Source organism: Paenibacillus sp. GCM10027626 (assembly GCF_042676285.1).
GTDB lineage: Bacteria > Bacillota > Bacilli > Paenibacillales > Paenibacillaceae > Paenibacillus_Z.
In genome coordinates, this window is the sequence record NZ_JBHTHC010000020.1 from 75,739 (window position 1) to 94,041 (window position 18,303).

Sequence of the window (18,303 nt, forward strand, 5' to 3'; positions counted from 1 at the left end):
TTGCTAAAGGCAGCCAACGATTGCGCAGTGTTTTATTATTCACATTCCCCGCCCTGATTCATTGCGTTCACTGTCGCAATGAGCCATGCCGCTACAGATTGCGAAATGACATCCAGCCAGCGCTTGCCCGCTTCTGCTGTGGCGCCATGCGGCGCATCGGTATACCCGTCAGCTCCCGTCAATTCGCCATGCTTGCCAATAAAAGAGCCGGCCGGGCCTGAGTTGATCCATTCCCGCTTGGCATGCGTGCTCCCCAGCAGTTCATTACGCACCAGCTCCGGCTTAATCGCCATGACTGCAGCTGTTTCAAATAATCCGGCATGTCCCGGTACCATTGCCACATCAGCCGCATCCGTCCTGCTTAATGCTGCCCGCGAGACGCTCCAGTACGATGCGGAAGCTGTCCAGATCGGATGACGAACCGCTAAATCGTTAACGGTCTGCGTCATAATCGGATCATTGCCGCCATGCGTATTCACGAAAATAATTTTTTTAAATCCATCCGTTACCAGACTCTCCCCTAAATCCCGTAGCATCGATAAATAAGTAGCCGAGCTAAATGACAGCGTACCGCCAAAGGACAAATGATGCTGTGAACAGCCGACTGTTAGAATAGGGGTCATCAGAATCGGCACTGCTGCTGAAGCTTGCTTGACAGCCTCCGTTACGATATGTTCGCAAATGAGGCTATCTGTAAAAACCGGCAAGTGTGGGCCGTGCTGTTCCGTAGCAGCCAATGGCACGACAATTGCAGCGCCATTATTAGCTAATGCTGTAATTTCCTCTCTCGAATGGTAATGCATGAAGATCGACTTCATCATGACAAACGCCTCCTGCAGCCAACAAAATTGTAGTCATACGAGCCAATTTCATAACGCCGCTAGCTGCTGTATGAGAAGCATGCAGGCTTCCCGCTTACCCAAGTTTATTGATATGAAATTGAACTAATATTCCACTCTAATATAACAAGATTATTGCAGACTGACTAGCGGGCACTTGCAACTTTCCATTGCTTGCCAAGTGGAATATGTCTATTTTTCCGAATAAAACACAGGCGAGAAAGCGTTTTCAAAAATCGATTTTGCTTTTGCCCCTTCTGCGAACATGAGAGATGATGGCCCAGCCATCATCTCGATTCCTGCAAACGAAGGTGCAGCAGCGGAAAGGGGCGTCCCGATCCGTCCAGCTCGGAGCGGCCCGTCTGTACAAAGCCAAAGCGTTTATAAAAGGCGGCCGCCGATTCATTTTGTTCGTTCACATCTATAGTGAGGCCGCTTCCCTTCAATGCGATCGCATGCGACAGCAGACTGCGGCCGATTCCTTGACTGTGAAAGTCCGGATCGACGAATAACATGTCGACATTTGTTCCACTCAAGCCGATAAATCCGACCGGCTCTCCCGCTTCACCAAGCATTGTCCAAAGTTCAACTTGCTTAAGGGCTTGATCACGCACCATCTGATGGTAAAACTGGATATCTTCCTCCGACAGAAAATGATGCGTTGCCTGTACTGCCTGCAGCCATATATCGACCAGCCGCTCATGATCCTCGGCACGGTATGAAATAATGGTCATCTTTGTTACCTCCTATCCTTTATTCCCGTTCATTCCAATTCCATAATTGCACTTCACCAACCTGCAAGTGGCTCACCCACGCCGCATCGCGAAGCTTCAGCAGTTCCTTCACAGGCCCGGTGACGACAGCGCCATAAAGCCTGACACCGTTCTGCTCTATATATTGTAACGCTTGATCCACATTTAGAAAAGGGGCCGCCTTGGCCGTGATCGCCTTGTATTGCTGCAGCAGCTGCAAGGTGTTGACAAAATTTTCATTACGCAGCTTTCCATCACCATAAGCGTCAAGTGCCGGATAGGAGCCGCCGCTCGTAACCACCTTACCGAACCAGCCTGTTTTCTGCTCCTCATAGTGCGTCATTGTGAAATCTTCAGCATGCCATAACGGGTAATACGGAAATCCGAGCGGATCAGTGACGGCATTGCCGCCGCGCTCTGCAGGATCAAAGCCGGTATCGGCGGCAAACCATACGGGGTCCATATTGAGCGGCTGAAGCTTCTGCAGCAATTCATCGGTAGTATAAAATTGGTTGAATGACAGGAAAGCCTCGGCTACTGTACCTTCGGGCAGCTTATCCAGCTTTGCCCACTCATTGTGATCGAGTCTGTCGTCTCCCCACTTGTTCCTCTTCTGCCTCTCGCCAGGGTCAAGCGGCACCTTTACAGGATAATAAAAACCGCCATTGCCGCCATTGCCGCCGTTGCTGACTGGCCAAGCAACGCTCACCGGGTGATTCATCAGAAACTTCATAGAAAATTCTCCCATCCTTACCTGCCCGTCTCCAACCCGTTTATTCAGCTTTCCCGTCAAATCCATCGAAAAAAAGGCACTGCCTGAGCCGGTCGAACTTACGGTGACATTCGGCTGGGAAACAGCGACCGCCGAGGCGACTACGTCGCGATAGGTCTCAATCCTGGCAGGCTTCCCGGTTCCATAGAAAATGCCGGTAATGACGGAGCTGACAATGGCAAGCACCAGCAATACCGCCAATACGGACAGGACATTGACGATACGCGCCTTCCATTTTCCCCGGCGGATAACCCGGCGCTGGCCGCTTGGTCGGCTTGGTCCGCTTGATTCGCTAGATCCGCTCCCTTCCCCCCTTCGTTCATCGCTGCCCATCACTTCATCCAAATAGCTTTGATAGGCTTCCATTTTTTCGATCTCTTGCTCCACTGCCGCGCGCTCCTCATCGGAAAGCTTGCCTTCAGCGTATGCCTTCAATTGTTTTTTGAATTGCTCGCTCATCTCATTCCGTCCCGTCCTTTCGTTTCTCTTCCCGTAGTCGCTGTCTGGCCCGAAATAACAGTATTTTCACATGGGATAACCGGATCCCCATAATATTGGCCGCTTCCTGATAGGTCAGCTGATGAAAATCAACAAGCAAAATGGCTTGGCGCTGATTTTCCGGGAGTTGAGACAATATTTTTCCGATTTCATCCCACTGCTCCTGCTGCAATACCGCTTTCTCCGGCGTATGCCTATCCGCTAATCGCTGAAAATAGTCCGGCCCCCGAGCCATGCTGCGGCTGGCTTTCCGTTTATAGTCCACATAAGCGTTGTAAGCGACGCGGAACAGCCAGGGCTTGATCTTATCCTCCTTGCAATCTTCCAAATATAAATAGGCTCTGTAGAAGGTTTCCTGCATCAAATCTTCCGCCGTGTGGTGGTCATAGCAAAGGGAGCGCAAATAACGATAGACATCTTGAACATAATGCTCATAAATCGAATCAAGCTGATTGGCCTTCATTTCCTCCCCCCTGCATCATCCACGTATGAAACGAAAGAAAGTTACAAAATCGAAAATAACGGATTCGAGCGGACCCCAGCGGACCAGCAAAAATTAGTGTTTACTTTTTCAAGCGGGGAGGAATATGTGCTGGGATGTCCGGCTTGCGGTGAAGATATACATATGGCCAGATCAAGAGAGCGGAAATCGCCTGTGGATATAGAGAGGATCCTGTATTTGCCAAAAATACAGAAGAGGCTTCGATCATCGAAGCCCGACATTTGGATGAAGCGGAGGAACCAAGCTTGCGATTTGTTGCCCGGCAAGCGGAGCAGCTCGATGACTGGATTTTGCTGGCACATCTTCCCTGGCTTGCCGGCACTGCTAATTGTCCGCATTGTACCAATAAAATCAGCATCTGGCCGGAATTGCTGCATACGTTCTAGCTCTCCGATCCAGTGACCCGGCTGCGCCTGAACAGCAGACTGGTCGATATTTTGGCGCACCAAAGGGAAATGCCTGTAAACACAAGCCCCCAGACGAATGCAGGCACATAGGTTGCCTTGCTCAGATTTGCGGCATCGCCTGCTTTCTCGGGATCAACAAACGATAGAGACAAAATAATAAATGAACTGAGTACGGATTCGACCAGGCAAATAAATGCAATGAGCAAATAATAGCTATTGCGCAGCCACGGCGGTGCAAACATACAAATGACAATCGTCAGCGCGGCAAAGCCGCCGCACCACATCATGCCATAGCTGTTGCGCACGAACAGCACCAGGCTTACAACGGCCAGCACAGCGACCACCACCAGACCCGCCTGCTCTTTTTTGCGGGCATGCAGCAGAAACAATAATATTGCGAAAAGCGCCGCTCCAATATAGCCTGCAAGCGAGATTGGAATGGCCATCCAGCGCTCTGTATAGGAGGATAAGGTCACCCCGCTTTGGTCGCCAAATAAATGAATATACATGACTTTCCCTGAAAGCACGAGCGTTACAAGCGCGTGCGACAGTTCATGAACGAGCGTATCCACATTGCGGAAAAATGCTGAGAACGGCACAAAGCGTGTCAGTATCGCTGTTATAATGACGATACCTGCCATTTTCATCCAAGCGCGCATAGTCGTCCCCTCTCCCTCTCCAAAACTATTTTTATTCGTCTATAATAGCATACTTATGCCACCGTTCGGGAACAGAAAAGCACGCTTAAATGAACAGCGTCATACTTTATAGCCTTGCATCCCGCTTTGCCCCCTGTCCATACAGCCCGCTTGACTTCCCCTGCCCGGCTGAACTACACTCAGAAAAAAATACGGACAAGTAGAAGAAGGTGATTTCCATCTCCAAAGCTGATCATATGCTGTCGATTCTCTGGTCGTTGAGAGCAGGAAAAAAAAAATGAGCGCTGCCCAATTGGCAGAGCAATTGGAGCTGAATGTCCGGACGATTTACCGCTATATTGATGCCCTTTGCGCGAGCGGCGTTCCCATCGCGGCTGAACCGGGACGCACCGGAGGGTACTGGATACCGGAGGATTTTGCTGAGGCGCCCCTTTTCTTTGATTTGGAGGAGCAAAAGGCGCTCGTTCACGCCGCGGTCTTTGCCCAGGAAGCGGGTTACCCGTACGGAGAAGTCTTGCAACGCGCCATTGTTAAGTTAAAGCGCTTTTCGAGTGAGGAGCAGCGGGAAGCTTTGAACCGCCATGCGCCGGGCATTGCTGTTATTCATCCTCCTGTCTGTACCGCCGAAACTGCCCTTCTTCAGGAGTTGGAAAAAGCCGTCGTTAATTACGTTACCCAATCGCTGGTTTATCAGACCGGCTATGGCGGGGCAATACAGACCCGGCTTGTAAATCCTTACGGCTTGGTGCACTGGAAAAGCAAGTGGTATATGGTTGGCTACTGCCATCTTCGCCAAGAGGTGCGCAGCTTCCGCATTGACCGCATAAAGCGGCTATCCGCAACCGAAACATCTTTTCAAAGGCCGGCACATTTTTCCGCCCGGCAGTTTTTGCTCGAGAGCTTGCTATCCCATGAAGGAGAAAACAGCCGCATCAGCGTCTATATTGAAGGCAGCCCTGAAGCGATTGACAATCTGTGCCGGCACTGGCTGTTTGGGCATGCGCTTGTCGAACGGACAGAATACGCGGCTGAATTTGCGCTGGATGAACTTACGCTTTACACGCAAGCGCCCTATATGCTGCTTTCTTACGGGGGCAAGCTGCAAGTGACTGAGCCAGAAGAGCTGAGAGAACTCTTGGCCGAGATCGCGCTGGCGCTTTATGATATGTATCGAGAGCCGCGTAAATAAACACTGACTGCCGCTGTCAGGGTTTGAATTGTATACTTAAGCGTAGGCAAAGCGGCAAACCTGAGCGGACTCAAGCGGACCGTAGATCCGTTATCTGTGCACAAGTGTGCCTAACGACTGGTCCGCGGACCGAGGTTCCGTTATTAGCCTCAAACCAACGCGAACATCAGGCAAAGTCCGCAAATAACGGATTCTCTGTCCGCCAAAACTTCAAATCGCCTGTTTTCGGCAAAATAGCGGATCGTATGTCCGCATGCCTCAGAGCCGCCGCTCGGCTGCGCTTGCTGATCCCTCAAAACCATCTCCACGGATCAGTCAGGGGCAATTGCCAGGCTGACAGCGAGGCATGTCTGCGTTTCGTTAGCCCATCAAATCTACCAGGGTCTTAAAAGGAGGAACGTTAATATGGCCGGAGCCTTGTTCAAAAAAGATATCGAAGCGGAAACAGGGGTATCATGGGAGAATTGGATCGCGCTGCTGAAAGAAGATTGCGGGCGAGCCGCGACCAATGATGAAATAGAAGCCTATTTGCAGGAGGTACAGAAGGTAAACGATACATGGATCCCTATCATCGCTGCCATGTACGGACAGCTCCTGGGACGCAAGCCTGTCGGGCAGACGGCTGCGGTCGGCTTCAATATCGGCGTCCGGCGAACCGTCCCTGTTCCGCGGGAACGACTATGGGATTTCCTCGTGTCTCCGGAGGGTATGAAGCTGTGGATCGGCGATGTCGCCCCGTTCCTGCTGCAAGTAGGCAGCCGGTTTGCATCCAGGGAAGGAACGAGCGGCAAGCTGGGCGTCGTCAAGCTGCATGAGAAGCTCCGCATGTCCTGGCAGCGGCATGACTGGGACAGCCCCTCTACCCTGCAAATCTATTTGTTGCCGGCCGCAGCCGGGAAGACGACGATTTCGTTTCATCAGGAGAAGCTTGACGATCTCTATATGCGCGAGATGATGCGCCGCCATTGGGACGAAGTCATCATTCGTATTTTGGCACAAACCAACACAAAGGAGGATCTCCGATGATTGGCTTTAGCCTATATTGATCTGCGTGTAAACGACTTGCCGCAAGCCATGCCATTCTATTAATCGAGTTTTTAGCGCAGCTTCTGCTTTTGGCCATCGCTGCCGATCTTAAAGACGGCATCCGGCAAATAGAGCCGGTACAGCCGGCTTTCCTCGTCGTAGGACGCTGCATGCTCCCACGCTTCCTCCAGCGTGCAGCCCTCCTCCTTGGTCAGCTTGTGGAACAAATGAACAAGGAACAGCGTTGTCGCCTCGCCGCTAACATCTTCATCGGCAGCGATGTAGGCTTTTGCCCCGCCGCGCAGGAACGTTTCTCCTGCCGCCTGCACGCCTCCGGAGCAAGCCGTATTGATAATGACGGTTCCCAGAAGCCGGACTGCCTTGCCGATAACTTCCGGCGGCATAACCTCGTCCTGAAGGCTGGAAACATCGATCTCTTCGATATATTCTCCGAATACAAGCCCCCCTTCCTCGCCATGCGCACTTATAATCAAATAAGGCGGAGCATTTTCCTCCTGACCGATCACCTGCAAAAAATCGCCAGGCGTACCGATCATATGCATCAGCGTTACAACATTGAACTGTTCAAGCAAAGTTCGAATAAAAATCGCTTCCTGACCGTCGCCGATCGCCGCTATAGCCACAGGCAGCTTCGGGGCGTAAAATTGTTGATCTACAGGATTCCACATTAAACATAAACCTCCACTATCAATTTATCTTTATAAACGTTTTGCAAGGCGGACAGGTTCCTGATAAGCGCAAAATAATTTTTTTTGCTGCTGTCAGATTTCACGGTTACAGCGGGAATATAGTGAATGACAGGTGAGACAGCCAGGGGGGAAGATGCAATCTTGGATGATATCATATTGAAGCGTCTGAACGATTCGCCGGAGAAAGGGCTTCAGCTGCTGATGGATGCTTATATGGGCTTGGTATACACCATCGTCTCCGGCAAGCTGCGGGATAGCTGCAGTAAAGAGGATATCGAGGAATGCGTCAGCGAAGTTTTTTTCGAGCTGTTTCGCAGCCGCGCGAAAATCGATCCGCAGCAAAGCTCGCTTAAAACCTTCGTTGCGCTCGTGGCGACCAGAAAAGCCATAAACCGCTACAACAAGAGCAATCGCTACTATAAGCGAATCGCCACATTACCCGAGGAGGAATTGTTCGGCCTTGCCGATGCTGAGAGCACGGAGGCAAGCAACGATTATGTTGACAAAGAAACGCGAGAAGCAATGATCGAGGGTATAAAGGCGCTTGGCGAGCCGGACAGCGAAATTATGATCCGCAAATATTATTTCGGCCAAAACACAAAGGAAGTTGCGGAGGCGCTTCAGCTCAAGCCGGCCACAGTCGACAAGAAGGTATCCCGCGGGCTGGCCAAGCTCAGATCGATGATGAAAGGACTGCTGTGAAATGGATGACAAGCTAAAACAGATGATGGAGCAGCTTGACGCCGAAGAAACCGAAAAATTGCTATCATCCGAAATGATGATGAAAGCCGATGCCAAAGCCGCGCGGCGGATTAAAGCGCTCGTACACGAGAAGGCAGGCTTCAAGCCGGTCAGACGGCGGCGCTTGTGGTACCGGCTGACCGCTGCAGCAGCGATTATACTCCTTTTGCTAGGCAGCCTTGTTTCTTTCGGCGGGGTCCAGACTGTCGCCGATGCGATCGGCAAGCTGTTTGGCTTTGTGCCTGGGCATGGCATTGTCGACCCGGCAGGCGGGCTTCTTTACCGCATGTCAGCAGCCCCGAAAAAAGCAGAGAATGACGATTATATCCTCACACTCCAAAACGCTACAGCTACCAATTCATCCATATCAGTCAACCTTTTGATTGAGAAGCGAGGTGCTGCTCCCATTATAACTTCCGAGGATAAAGAAGCTGCACTGCGTTCCGCAGCTGCCAACCCTAAAGTAAGTCTGCTTGCCAACGGCAAGCGATACGATGTTCATGGCTGGACACGAGGGATAGGAAAAAAATATTATACAGTTTCTGGCGATTTCACACTTCCGGTGAGCGAAATGCCGGAGAATACAATTTACACCATGGCCGTGGAAAATTTAGCGCTATCCGTCGACTTTCAATTAATTCGCTACGACAGCTACATCTCATTGGAAGAGATCGGCCCTACCGTCTATCGCAAGCATCTGTCGGTCACGGCGGTTTCCGAACGAGTCGGCAATCAGCTGAATGTCGAGCTTTACCCACTCCACGATCTATACTATAAACCGTACTCCTTCATCAAGGATAAGTACAACAAAGCGTTGACTGGCGACGTGCATCTCCGAACGACCAAAGGAGAGCGCTCTTATGTCGCTAATGACGAGCCGTATACTTCGCCGCTCACCCGCTTCTCGTTCAACTTGGCGGAAGATGAGCAGCCGATCGCCCTGGAAGTTCCGCATGTCACATTAAACAGCAGCGAGTCCGCAAAAATTACGCTCCCTGTGCCCAAAATGAACGAAAAGCAGCCGATCAATAAAACCGTTGATTTTCGGGATGCCACCGCCAAAATCGTCTCGGTCGAAAGAGTGATGCATCAGGATGAAAATAGCGGCAACAGCTTTGATGCCTTAAAAATTTCCTTGCAGTATACGAATAAGCAAGAGGACTTGAAGCTGAACTGGGTATACCTGGACGGCGTCAATACCGGGGGCTTCGGCTGGGAATTCAATGAAGCCGGCGAAGCTGCAACCTATTACTATAGTCTGGCCAATTATGATCGGCCGACAATCGAGCTGGAGCTGAAAGAGCCGCAATACCGTTTGACGGAAGGAATTAGCATTAAGCTTGATCAGAAGAAAAGGCTGACGCCGCCCTTGGAGTAAGGGCGGTTGCTTCTCATTAATCAGGGCGAGGGATACCATATGGGAATGATGTAGTTTTTTATGCACAAAATACAATATTTGCACCCTCATTCTGTCGTAGTGTCCGACAATTTTGCACGTTCTGCAACAAACATCGCCACATAAGCAAGCTGTAGGAGCAGATTGTTGCATATCGTGCAACAATTCGCGGGAAGCTGGCGTCCAACCATGAATTTGTTGCACATACTACACAATTTGAGCGCATTTTTCGGCTCGCCACACCGTTACTTTCAATAGGCTGACAACAAGGCTGTTCCCTTTCGCCCTGTTCTCAGCCTATTCAGCATGCTTACACCGGCAATGCATGTCAGTACTTTTTGTAGAATATATTTGACATGACCGTTTTTCATGTATTCCAAGTTTTGTTATACTTAGCGTTACCCGTTGCACGCCACATCGTTTAGAAAACCTTTAGATTGTCCATTCTGTCAAGTAAGAAAGAAAGGTGATTGTAGTGGAACTAGTGTATTTGTTACGTGTCGTTGTTGCCGGAATTTTTGGCGCCCTTATTGGTTATGAGCGTAAAAACCGCAAGAAGGAAGCCGGCATCCGCACTCATTTTGTCGTTGCTGTAGGCGCATCGCTGATGATGATCGTCTCCAAGTATGGCTTTATCGATCAGATCCATTGGGAAAATCTTTCGCTCGATCCGTCTCGCGTTGCTGCCCAAGTAGTGAGTGGCGTTGGCTTCCTGGGCGCAGGGATGATCTTTATGCAGCGCAATACTGTGAAAGGTTTGACGACCGCAGCAGGCATATGGGCCACCGCCGGGATGGGGATGGCGATTGGCTCCGGACTCTATTGGGTCGGAGGTGGAGTCACGCTCATCATCGTGATCGCGCAAATTGTATTGCACGGACGCATCTACTCGCTTGCTACTCCGAAGACAGAGCAGCTCCTTATTCGTTTTCATGATGAGCCCGGTGTCATGACGCGGATCCAACAGCTAATCAAGGCGGAACAGATCACCATTTTATCCTTCCATGCCGAGACTTCTTCCCAACCCGCTGACGAAATCGAATTAGAAATGGCCATCCAACTGCCCCGTTCCTATGGAAGAGAACAATTGCTGCCCATTATTCAAGATGTCGAATCAGTAGTATCTGTAGAGATTCAATAATCGCCAGTTTCTTCCCCAGAAATTTCATACAATTTATCGGGTGAAACTATATAATTGTAAAACAAAAAAAAACGCCTAATGGCGATTCCTTGTAAGCATGAGCGTAAGCGGACAGGAGCTTCCGTTTTATGTGCGAACAAACGGCCAAATGACGGGGCCGCGGACACCGGTTCCGTTGTTTGCTCAAACGGACGGCTCCTCTGTCCGCGTAGCCTCAAAGTTGGTCGCTTCGCAATGTCCGGAAGCTCATTTTTATCAGCGGTTCTATTGCTTCACTTTGCTGCCGTTCAGTTTGCGTTTTTTCACAATCTCAGCGCAAATTTGCTTCGTTGTTTTGCCTTCGGTAGATATACCCAGCCGCTTCGCCTCTTCCTGTAAAGCAGCCAGCCGCTTTGCTTTGCGCTCGGCTTTGAATTGCTCCCATTTGGCTGGATTGGAGGTTCGTATCGACTTCAGCTCCGCATGCAGCTCTTTGGCCGATTTCCCCTCGATCGAAATGCCGAAATATTGTGCCGCTTCCTGAAGATGCTTAAGCCGGCGCGCCATATGCTTTTCCCGATCCTCTTTTTGCCAATGCCCATGCCCATGATCATGCTTTTTTTGCTGCTCAGTTGCATAGTTATCGGAAGGAAGCTGCTGGCTTTCAGGCGCTTGTGCGGCAGCCGGTGCCGTTGCCACCAGCAATGCTCCGGCCACAGTCAATAGAACGGCTTTCATTTTTGCTTTCAACATCCATCTGTCACCCTTTCGTAAGGTCATCAGTTGGATAGTTTGTCCATTCGCCCAGCTTCATATCCATCAGACGCATCCGAGAACAGTTTAGCCAGACGAGATTGCAGCTCATCTTTCTCGAAATGCTCGCCAATAAAAACGGCAACATCGTTCACCTGTCCCTGCGGCCGAATGCGAAAACACTCCAGCTCACGATAGGCAAATTGAAACATGAATCGCCCCTGCAAATCGGAAAAGGCAACGATCCCTTTTGCGCGATAAACCTCTTCGGGCAGCTGCTTCATGAAAGCTTCGAATTTATGGCTGTCCACTCGCCCTGGCAAATAGTATGTGAGCGCCATGACATGCTCATGCCCGGCATGCTCCTCATGATGTGAACACCCCTCGCTGCATACATGCCCATCATGCCGGTGAGTGTGCGAATAAAGCCTGCTCTGCCCGCGTCCCTCAAAAAATGCCGGCTCCACTGCGCAGCGGACCGTTACTGTCAGCGGCGCATAGGCATTCCATTCCCGCACAAGCTGTTCTACTTCCACCAGTTGCTCAGGTGCCAGCAAATCCGCCTTATTAACGACAAGATCGGTGGCGCAACGGATTTGGTCCTGCATCAGCTTGAAGGTACGCCCGCCTTTACGGCTGCGGGCCAGCAATTCCGGACCGTCGACTACGGTTATGACCGATTGCAGCTCGACATAAGTATACATAGATGTTTCTGTTACCCCGTCAATCATCTCCAGCGGGTTCGCCGCCCCCGTAGATTCGATCAATACGACATCCGGTTGATGCTCATCGAGCAGCGATTTAAGCTCCATCCCCAGATCGCCGCGGATCGTGCAGCAAATGCAGCCGCCAAGCATTTCGGCCATCGGCACATGCTCATCAACAAACTGACCGTCCAAATTGACCTCGCCAAGTTCATTCATAATGACAGCCACTTTCAAATAAGCCGCCTGGTAGTAATGAATCGCCTGATTCAGCAGTGTAGTCTTGCCGCTTCCTAAAAAACCGGACAGCAGATGGACAGGCACCTTTTGTTTAACGTTAGTATGATCCGCTTGCTGCTCCATGCCTCTTTCATCCTTTCTTCCACGCCTTGCACTTTCTCTCCATTATATCCTACTTTCGATTGCAATAGGCTATCTTACTGGTCCAATCCTTGTCAACCCTAATTCGTACGTCCCAATGCCTGTATACTTTCCTATCCCCTGTTGATAGAATAGCTCTATACCAAACGAAAGGCGTGAAACAATCCATGAGCGAGCCAATTATGCTGCAAATTTTGGATGAGTTAAAATCGTTGCGATCTGACATGACTACTGTGAAATCCGATGTCACTGCTTTAAAAAACGACATGGTCACTGTGAAATCCGATGTTACTGCTTTGAAAAACGACATGATCACTGTGAAATCCGACATCACTTCTATGCAGTCAAACATGAATTTCATGCAAGCCGACATTACTTCTATGCAGGTCGATATCAGGATGATCAAAGAAACGATGGCCACTAAAGAGGATATTGTTGATTTGCCTCTGATCGCGAGAGCCGTGTTGGAGACAAACGAGACCCGTGCCGAATTGAGTGCACATACGCGAAGTATTAATATTTTAAACGCTCGCCAGCTCAAGATGGAAGCCGATATTGAAATTTTGAAAAATCGCTAGAATTCATTGAGCCGCAAGCCTACTTCAACATGATAGGGAATGAATCTATGAGAGAGTCAACCATGGATCAGACTCTGAATGGACTAAAGGCGATCCGAAATGAGATCAGTACTGTCAATCCGATATGTCTGTCATAAAAGACGACATGACCACCTTGAAGTCAGATTTGATGATCCTGAAAACTGACATGACTTCTATGAAAACGGACATCGTTTCCATGAAGTTAGATATTAGTTCCATGAAGTTGGATATGACTTCTATGAAGTCCGATATGGCTGCCATGAAAAGCGATGTCGCAGCGATAAAGGAAAATATGGTTACGAAGCAAGACGTGGCTGCTCTCCCGTTAATAGCCAGAGTTGCTCTCGAAACCAACAATATCGTCAAACGGATGGAATCACGGATGGCTGTCTGCAAGTAGAAAACAGGCTCTGGGCTGGGCCTCGATTAGCATCAACCAATAAACCTGAACTTCCTACCTGACTACATTCTGTTGAGCCAGAAGAATAGCTGGTTGCCAATGAGTGGCGTTTTCTGTCGGTCAAAAACAGAACATATGTTCCATTTCCGCTTCAACAGCAAACGGAAGAGCGTGAGCTAGGCGGACCGTAGATCCGTTATCTGTTAACAAAACAACCCAAACGGCTTTTCGGCGGACCCTGGTTCCGTTGTTAGCCTCAACTTGCCGTGAAAATCAGGCAAAACCCGAAAATAACGGATTCTTTATACGCGATACCTCGAATTCACCTGTTTTCGCCGAATTAACGGATCGTCGGTCCGCATGCCAATCCCATTGACATTGTTACCGAGTTTCCCCCCTTTCCGCTGCCGGATTTATAACATATTTGCTGAATTTCGCCGTCCCGTCCGTCAACGCGGCGAATATCGCCGGCGCCTCATGCAAGCTGCATGCCGCCGACCAATGCCGGTCGGTAATTTTTCTGTTCACTAACAGATGCACCGCTTGCGCAAAGTCTTCATTCGAATACGTATAAGAACCAATAAGCGATATTTCCTGACGCACCGCATGATTAAAGGAGGCCAGCGATTGATCCTGACCCAGCCCGACCAGAACGACCGTCCCTCCCGGATTCACTAGCTGCAGCGCCTGTTCCCTTGTGGCTTTCACGCCGACACAATCAATCATCGTATCTACGCCGCAGCTGCCGAACAAATGGCGGCACTGCGCTTCCGTCTCTTCCGGGGCCGCTGTTTCCGCCCCCAATCCTTTGGCAAATGCCAACCGTTCCGCTTGCCGGTCGACCACCAGCACTTTGCGCGCGCCCATAGCTAGCGCCGTTTGGAGTGTCAGCAGGCCGATCGGCCCAGCTCCGAAAATAACCGCATCCCCGAATGGCTGCAGCCCCAGCTTGACAGCGTGAATGCACACCGCAAGCGGCTCGGCCAGCGAAGCCAGCTTTGGCTCCATCGTACCCGGAACAGGGTGCATATTCGCCAGCGGAACCGCCACATATTCGGTAAAGGCCCCCGGCCGATGAATGCCGATAATTTGCCGGTTGCGGCAAATATTCGCTCTGCCCAGCTGGCAGCGGTCACAAATGCCGCAGGCGATAAGCGGGTTGACGATGACCCGGTCTCCAATCTGAAACGTTCCGGCCCCTCCTGCCGACAATTGATCAATTATCCCGCAAAATTCATGCCCCATCACAAGCGGCGGTATTCGTATGCTGCTATGACCGAGATAGCCCTCTAATTCACTGCCGCATATGCCGACGGCTTCCACGCGGATGATCGCTTCACCTGGCTTCAGCTGCGGCATTTCCCGCTCTTCCACCACAATCTGCTTCGCGCCTTGGTAGACTAATGCTTTCATCGCTTCGCTCCATCCCCCAAAATTTTGTTGCCGTTATTGGCCCACTCCGTTAACGACATGAAGCAGCGGCTCACCGCCGAACAATCGCTTAATCTCGAGCGCTGCATACTCCTGCAAGCGCAGCAGTGAGCTCTCGGAATACCAGGCGCAGTGGCTCGTCACAATGCACTGCTCTATCTGCAGCAGCGGATTATCCCGGGCAATCGGCTCATGCTCCAGCACATCAAGCGCTGCTCCGGCGATCTCGCCAGCCTGCAAAGCCTTGATCAGAGCCGCCGTATCGACCGTACCGCCCCGCGAAGTATTAATAAGGGAGCTCGACCGTTTCATCGCGCCAAAAGCCGCTTCATTAAATATATGCTTCGTCTCTTTCGTCAGCGGCATATGAACCGAGAGCATATCGCTGCGCGCGAGCAAGCTCTCCCAATCCACTTTTTCTGCGCCTAATGCAGCAAAAGTCTCCTCACTTACAAAGGGATCATAGCCAATCGCCTGCAACCCAAATGCTTGCCCCCGCTGGACGACCGCACGTGCAATATTGCCGAACCCGGCCACGCCGAGCGTCTTTCCTTGCAGCCCGATAATCGGCCGGCAGGGCGAGATTTCCCATATCCCTGCGCGCACCCGCTGCACAACCTGCGGAATTTTGCGGACAATGGCGAGCATCAGCGACAAAGCATGGTCCGCTACTTCCTGAATCGCATAGTCGGGCACATTGACGACCGGAATATTTTTACGCCTGGCTGCTTCCAGATCGACATTGTCTACACCGATGCCATACCTTACGATCACCCGGCATTTATCCAAGGCTTCGATCGCTTCCGCCGTTACCGGAGACCACTGCGTCAAAATCGCATCCGCATCGCGGCACAGCGCAATCACCTCACCCGCCGTCTTGCACTGCCCTTCAACAAAGCGGAAGCCAAGCGGCTCCAAAATCCGTTTTTCCTGCGCCAGATCGGGGAAGCCCGAATCTGTAACCGCAACGATATACTTGCTCACTAATATCCCTCCTGTCCCTTAACCCACTCCATCATTCCGGCAGCATCGCGAGCGCGCGCACCGGCGATCCATCCCGGCCTTTTATCCGTAATGGCGCAGCCATAAAGAAAAACTCCTCTTTCCCGATATCCCCCAAATTCGCTAGACCTTCTACAATGACAATCTCGGCACGCAACAAAATTTTGTGAACCGGGTCAAAGTCCGTCGGGTTGGGCGTTGGCACATCCATGCCGATCATGCCGATCTTCCGCTCTGCGAGCCATTCCGCCAGTTCCACCGTCATATAAGGAAAATCGGAAAAATAATGCTTCTGCGGAAACTGTTTATCCCAGTCTGTCCGGTAAATCAACCGCGTGCCTCCCCCGATCCGGTCTGCTGCATGGGCGAAGTCCTCCACCGTCAGCGGCTCCTTCGGTTTCTTATGCGGCAAATCAACAAGCAGCGCATTGCCGATGCATTTATTCAAGTCCAGCTGTTCAACCGTTTTCCCGTCATCCAAAAAATGAAATGGCGCATCCAAATGCGTCCCCTGATGTGTGCTCATCGACAGCTGTGTAATGTTATAACCAATACTGTCCACCGTATTGTGAACGATTACAGCGCATTTCGGATCAAAAGCAAAAGTCGGCGCAGCATGATAAATATCCAGCGATAAATCAATCAGTTTTCCTTTCATTCTGTAACCTCCTAAAAATGGCTATTATTTGGGCCAGACACAGCAAAAGGTATATCCAATCACGACAAATAAAAAGCATGCGTCTATATGTTGTACCACCTATAAAACCAAATGTTAACCGCTTTCACGAAAAAGATTAACACCTCAATATTGATATGTCAATACATTAAATATGCTTCTATCAAGATATTGGATCTATCAAAATAACTCCCATCTATTAAACCGGTGTTATTAACCTGCTTATTTCAAAATAGATACTGAGGTTGATATGTTGGACCTATTCATATATACTTTACTCATCATTGTTCGCAATCACATGAAGAAACGGCTGACGTCGTCCTTGTCTCGAAGCAAGTTTCTTCCCTTTGAAAGATAAGCCAAGTATAAAGTAAAACTTATGCTTTCTTATATTTTTACAAAAAGTATATGAGGTGCCAAATAAACATGAGCGCAGAAAAACCGCTATATTCTCAAATACAAGACTACATCGTCCAGCAAATCGAAAACGGTCATTGGGCTCCGCATCAGCAAATTCCTCCTGAACGGGAAATTGCCACTCAATTCCAGGTCAGCCGGATTACAGCCAAAAATGCCATGACCGGCCTCGTAAACAGCGGATATTTGTACCGTCATCGCGGAAAAGGAACGTTCGTCGCTGCAAGGGACAATGGCCAGCCGGCACCGCAGCTGACAGCAGCTGCAAGCACCTCCCCCTTGCCCGTTCAGCAGACGAAAAGAATGATCGGATTCATCTTGCCGTGGATGGAGTTCAATTACTCCTCCCATCTTATATCCGGAATTGAAGCAGCCTTAACCCGCCTTTCCTACCATTTTATCTTTAAGCGAATTGCTAACCGCGAAGAGGAATCCCAAGCGATTCATGACTTTTTGCATCTTCCTGTTGACGGTTTTATTATTGCGGCCAGCCAGGGGGAGCAGCATTTCAATGACGAAATCGTGCGGCTGATTCTGGACAAACATCCTGTTGTCATGGTAGAGCGTACGATGCGGGACATTCAGACGAACGGCGTCTATTGCAATACGAAGGAAATCGGGGAATTAATGGTCGATTATCTATTGAAGCAGCAGGTTAAAAATATCGGGTTAGTCACCTATCCTTCCTTGTATACGATTGGTGTCAGCGATCGCATCAACGGCTTTCAAAACGCTCTGCTGCATAAAGGATTGGAGCCGCTCTCCGAATCCTATATATTATCGGTTTCGCCATCTATCCTTGAAGTGATGCCTGCCGATACCATTCCGGAAGAAATTGTTGCTTTCATTAAGCAGCATCGCCATTTGGAGGCAATTGCCACTGTAGACGCCCTGCTCGCCCGTTATGTCGGGATGGCTTGCGCGATGCTCGGCATGCATCATATGAAAATCATCAGCTGCGACCAGCCAACTTTCCAGCCGGATTGCGTCTATCCGGTTGCCTATATCGACCAATCGCCTTATGAAATGGGGACGATCGCCGCCGAAATGATCGTAGATACAATCGAAAATCAGACCGCGCCGCGCAAACATAAAATTACGCCCAAGCTGGTTGAGCTTTCCCGGTAAAACCGCATAACAGGTGATAACAGCTCCATTATCGTGTTCCATAGAAAACACCTCCTGCATAGAGAAGCTGCTTCTGAATAAGAAACGTGCTCCATACAGGAGGTGTTTTCATCTCCTTTTTGACTGCCTAAAATCCGCAGCTGCTGCACATATTCCAGAAAATTCGTTCCCGTCTGCTCGCGAATCATCCGGCGCAAATCC

20 protein-coding genes are annotated in these 18,303 nt (G+C 50.2%); 9 read left to right on the forward strand and 11 right to left on the reverse strand.

Annotated features, from left to right (window positions below; genetic code table 11):
* Positions 1-35: 35 nt before the first annotated feature.
* From ACFQ0N_RS29215 to ACFQ0N_RS29230, 4 genes are all read right to left on the reverse strand, one after another.
* Positions 36-821, reverse strand: a complete 786-nt coding sequence (locus ACFQ0N_RS29215; protein WP_379333106.1) for a creatininase family protein — start codon at positions 819-821, stop codon at positions 36-38.
* A gap of 305 nt (positions 822-1,126) precedes the next feature.
* Positions 1,127-1,573 (reverse strand): acetyltransferase, encoded by a 447-nt coding sequence (locus tag ACFQ0N_RS29220; RefSeq protein ID WP_379333108.1) that lies wholly within the window; start codon positions 1,571-1,573, stop codon positions 1,127-1,129.
* Positions 1,574-1,592: 19 nt separating this feature from the next.
* Entirely contained in the window at positions 1,593-2,822 is a 1,230-nt protein-coding gene (locus tag ACFQ0N_RS29225; RefSeq protein WP_379333110.1) for an anti-sigma factor, read from the reverse strand.
* Between the two features lies 1 nt (position 2,823).
* Positions 2,824-3,324 carry a sigma-70 family RNA polymerase sigma factor gene (locus ACFQ0N_RS29230; protein WP_379333112.1) on the reverse strand — a complete coding sequence of 167 codons (501 nt, stop codon included), beginning with the start codon at positions 3,322-3,324 and terminating at the stop codon, positions 2,824-2,826.
* A gap of 284 nt (positions 3,325-3,608) precedes the next feature.
* Between ACFQ0N_RS29230 and ACFQ0N_RS29235 the strand changes: the two genes are divergently transcribed.
* Complete coding sequence (locus ACFQ0N_RS29235) at positions 3,609-3,749, forward strand: hypothetical protein (RefSeq protein ID WP_379333114.1); 141 nt, start codon at positions 3,609-3,611, stop codon at positions 3,747-3,749.
* Here the strand turns inward: ACFQ0N_RS29235 and ACFQ0N_RS29240 are convergent.
* Positions 3,746-4,429, reverse strand: a complete 684-nt coding sequence (locus ACFQ0N_RS29240) for a M50 family metallopeptidase (RefSeq protein ID WP_379333116.1) — start codon at positions 4,427-4,429, stop codon at positions 3,746-3,748. The genes ACFQ0N_RS29235 and ACFQ0N_RS29240 overlap by 4 nt on opposite strands.
* Before the next feature lie 277 nt (positions 4,430-4,706).
* On the opposite strand from ACFQ0N_RS29240, the gene ACFQ0N_RS29245 reads away from it, so the two are divergent.
* Both ACFQ0N_RS29245 and ACFQ0N_RS29250 read left to right on the forward strand, forming a co-directional pair.
* The gene (locus ACFQ0N_RS29245) at positions 4,707-5,618 is read left to right on the forward strand and encodes a helix-turn-helix transcriptional regulator (protein WP_379333118.1); all 912 of its coding nucleotides are present in this window, start codon (positions 4,707-4,709) and stop codon (positions 5,616-5,618) included.
* A gap of 405 nt (positions 5,619-6,023) precedes the next feature.
* The gene (locus ACFQ0N_RS29250) at positions 6,024-6,644 is read left to right on the forward strand and encodes an SRPBCC family protein (RefSeq protein WP_379333120.1); all 621 of its coding nucleotides are present in this window, start codon (positions 6,024-6,026) and stop codon (positions 6,642-6,644) included.
* Positions 6,645-6,715: 71 nt separating this feature from the next.
* Here ACFQ0N_RS29250 and ACFQ0N_RS29255 read toward each other — a convergent pair whose 3' ends face one another.
* Positions 6,716-7,333 (reverse strand): hypothetical protein, encoded by a 618-nt coding sequence (locus ACFQ0N_RS29255; RefSeq protein WP_379333122.1) that lies wholly within the window; start codon positions 7,331-7,333, stop codon positions 6,716-6,718.
* Positions 7,334-7,495: 162 nt separating this feature from the next.
* On the opposite strand from ACFQ0N_RS29255, the gene ACFQ0N_RS29260 reads away from it, so the two are divergent.
* The 3 genes from ACFQ0N_RS29260 to ACFQ0N_RS29270 all read left to right on the forward strand — a co-directional run bounded on the left by ACFQ0N_RS29260 (position 7,496) and on the right by ACFQ0N_RS29270 (position 10,632).
* On the forward strand, positions 7,496-8,056 hold the full coding sequence (locus ACFQ0N_RS29260; protein WP_379333124.1) for a sigma-70 family RNA polymerase sigma factor: 561 nt from the start codon (positions 7,496-7,498) through the stop codon (positions 8,054-8,056).
* A gap of 1 nt (position 8,057) precedes the next feature.
* Positions 8,058-9,473, forward strand: a complete 1,416-nt coding sequence (locus ACFQ0N_RS29265; RefSeq protein ID WP_379333126.1) for a hypothetical protein — start codon at positions 8,058-8,060, stop codon at positions 9,471-9,473.
* A 493-nt stretch (positions 9,474-9,966) separates the two neighbouring features.
* On the forward strand, positions 9,967-10,632 hold the full coding sequence (locus ACFQ0N_RS29270; protein WP_379333128.1) for an MgtC/SapB family protein: 666 nt from the start codon (positions 9,967-9,969) through the stop codon (positions 10,630-10,632).
* Positions 10,633-10,896: 264 nt separating this feature from the next.
* On the opposite strand, the gene ACFQ0N_RS29275 is transcribed toward ACFQ0N_RS29270, so the two are convergent.
* Both ACFQ0N_RS29275 and ACFQ0N_RS29280 read right to left on the reverse strand, forming a co-directional pair.
* Positions 10,897-11,364, reverse strand: a complete 468-nt coding sequence (locus tag ACFQ0N_RS29275) for a hypothetical protein (protein ID WP_379333130.1) — start codon at positions 11,362-11,364, stop codon at positions 10,897-10,899.
* 26 nt (positions 11,365-11,390) lie between these two features.
* The gene (locus ACFQ0N_RS29280) at positions 11,391-12,431 is read right to left on the reverse strand and encodes a CobW family GTP-binding protein (RefSeq protein ID WP_379333132.1); all 1,041 of its coding nucleotides are present in this window, start codon (positions 12,429-12,431) and stop codon (positions 11,391-11,393) included.
* Between the two features lie 185 nt (positions 12,432-12,616).
* Here ACFQ0N_RS29280 and ACFQ0N_RS29285 point away from each other — a divergent pair, with 185 nt between their 5' ends.
* The gene (locus tag ACFQ0N_RS29285; RefSeq protein WP_379333134.1) at positions 12,617-13,027 is read left to right on the forward strand and encodes a hypothetical protein; all 411 of its coding nucleotides are present in this window, start codon (positions 12,617-12,619) and stop codon (positions 13,025-13,027) included.
* Positions 13,028-13,196: 169 nt separating this feature from the next.
* A complete protein-coding gene (locus tag ACFQ0N_RS29290) occupies positions 13,197-13,448 on the forward strand; it encodes a hypothetical protein (protein WP_379333136.1) in 252 nt (83 codons plus the stop codon).
* 381 nt (positions 13,449-13,829) lie between these two features.
* Here the strand turns inward: ACFQ0N_RS29290 and ACFQ0N_RS29295 are convergent, their stop codons facing one another.
* Genes ACFQ0N_RS29295 through ACFQ0N_RS29305 form a run of 3 tightly spaced genes read right to left on the reverse strand, consistent with a single transcriptional unit; the run spans position 13,830 to position 16,539 of the window.
* The gene (locus tag ACFQ0N_RS29295; RefSeq protein ID WP_379333138.1) at positions 13,830-14,861 is read right to left on the reverse strand and encodes a zinc-dependent alcohol dehydrogenase; all 1,032 of its coding nucleotides are present in this window, start codon (positions 14,859-14,861) and stop codon (positions 13,830-13,832) included.
* Between the two features lie 33 nt (positions 14,862-14,894).
* On the reverse strand, positions 14,895-15,863 hold the full coding sequence (locus ACFQ0N_RS29300; RefSeq protein WP_379333140.1) for a C-terminal binding protein: 969 nt from the start codon (positions 15,861-15,863) through the stop codon (positions 14,895-14,897).
* A gap of 31 nt (positions 15,864-15,894) precedes the next feature.
* Entirely contained in the window at positions 15,895-16,539 is a 645-nt protein-coding gene (locus ACFQ0N_RS29305; RefSeq protein ID WP_379333142.1) for a cyclase family protein, read from the reverse strand.
* Positions 16,540-16,983: 444 nt separating this feature from the next.
* Here ACFQ0N_RS29305 and ACFQ0N_RS29310 point away from each other — a divergent pair, with 444 nt between their 5' ends.
* Complete coding sequence (locus ACFQ0N_RS29310; RefSeq protein ID WP_379333144.1) at positions 16,984-18,102, forward strand: GntR family transcriptional regulator; 1,119 nt, start codon at positions 16,984-16,986, stop codon at positions 18,100-18,102.
* The last annotated feature ends 201 nt before the right edge of the window (positions 18,103-18,303 follow it).

Bases quoted from the DNA above. Each gene is read 5' to 3' on its own strand.
- ACFQ0N_RS29215 (WP_379333106.1), bottom strand. From the start codon at position 821: ATGATGAAGTCGATCTTCATGCATTACCATTCGAGAGAGGAAATTACA.
- ACFQ0N_RS29220 (WP_379333108.1), bottom strand. From the start codon at position 1,573: ATGACCATTATTTCATACCGTGCCGAGGATCATGAGCGGCTGGTCGAT.
- ACFQ0N_RS29225 (WP_379333110.1), bottom strand. From the start codon at position 2,822: ATGAGCGAGCAATTCAAAAAACAATTGAAGGCATACGCTGAAGGCAAG.
- ACFQ0N_RS29230 (WP_379333112.1), bottom strand. From the start codon at position 3,324: ATGAAGGCCAATCAGCTTGATTCGATTTATGAGCATTATGTTCAAGAT.
- ACFQ0N_RS29240 (WP_379333116.1), bottom strand. From the start codon at position 4,429: ATGCGCGCTTGGATGAAAATGGCAGGTATCGTCATTATAACAGCGATA.
- ACFQ0N_RS29245 (WP_379333118.1), top strand. From the start codon at position 4,707: ATGAGCGCTGCCCAATTGGCAGAGCAATTGGAGCTGAATGTCCGGACG.
- ACFQ0N_RS29250 (WP_379333120.1), top strand. From the start codon at position 6,024: ATGGCCGGAGCCTTGTTCAAAAAAGATATCGAAGCGGAAACAGGGGTA.
- ACFQ0N_RS29255 (WP_379333122.1), bottom strand. From the start codon at position 7,333: ATGTGGAATCCTGTAGATCAACAATTTTACGCCCCGAAGCTGCCTGTG.
- ACFQ0N_RS29265 (WP_379333126.1), top strand. From the start codon at position 8,058: ATGGATGACAAGCTAAAACAGATGATGGAGCAGCTTGACGCCGAAGAA.
- ACFQ0N_RS29275 (WP_379333130.1), bottom strand. From the start codon at position 11,364: ATGTTGAAAGCAAAAATGAAAGCCGTTCTATTGACTGTGGCCGGAGCA.
- ACFQ0N_RS29280 (WP_379333132.1), bottom strand. From the start codon at position 12,431: ATGGAGCAGCAAGCGGATCATACTAACGTTAAACAAAAGGTGCCTGTC.
- ACFQ0N_RS29285 (WP_379333134.1), top strand. From the start codon at position 12,617: ATGAGCGAGCCAATTATGCTGCAAATTTTGGATGAGTTAAAATCGTTG.
- ACFQ0N_RS29290 (WP_379333136.1), top strand. From the start codon at position 13,197: ATGATCCTGAAAACTGACATGACTTCTATGAAAACGGACATCGTTTCC.
- ACFQ0N_RS29295 (WP_379333138.1), bottom strand. From the start codon at position 14,861: ATGAAAGCATTAGTCTACCAAGGCGCGAAGCAGATTGTGGTGGAAGAG.
- ACFQ0N_RS29305 (WP_379333142.1), bottom strand. From the start codon at position 16,539: ATGAAAGGAAAACTGATTGATTTATCGCTGGATATTTATCATGCTGCG.
- ACFQ0N_RS29310 (WP_379333144.1), top strand. From the start codon at position 16,984: ATGAGCGCAGAAAAACCGCTATATTCTCAAATACAAGACTACATCGTC.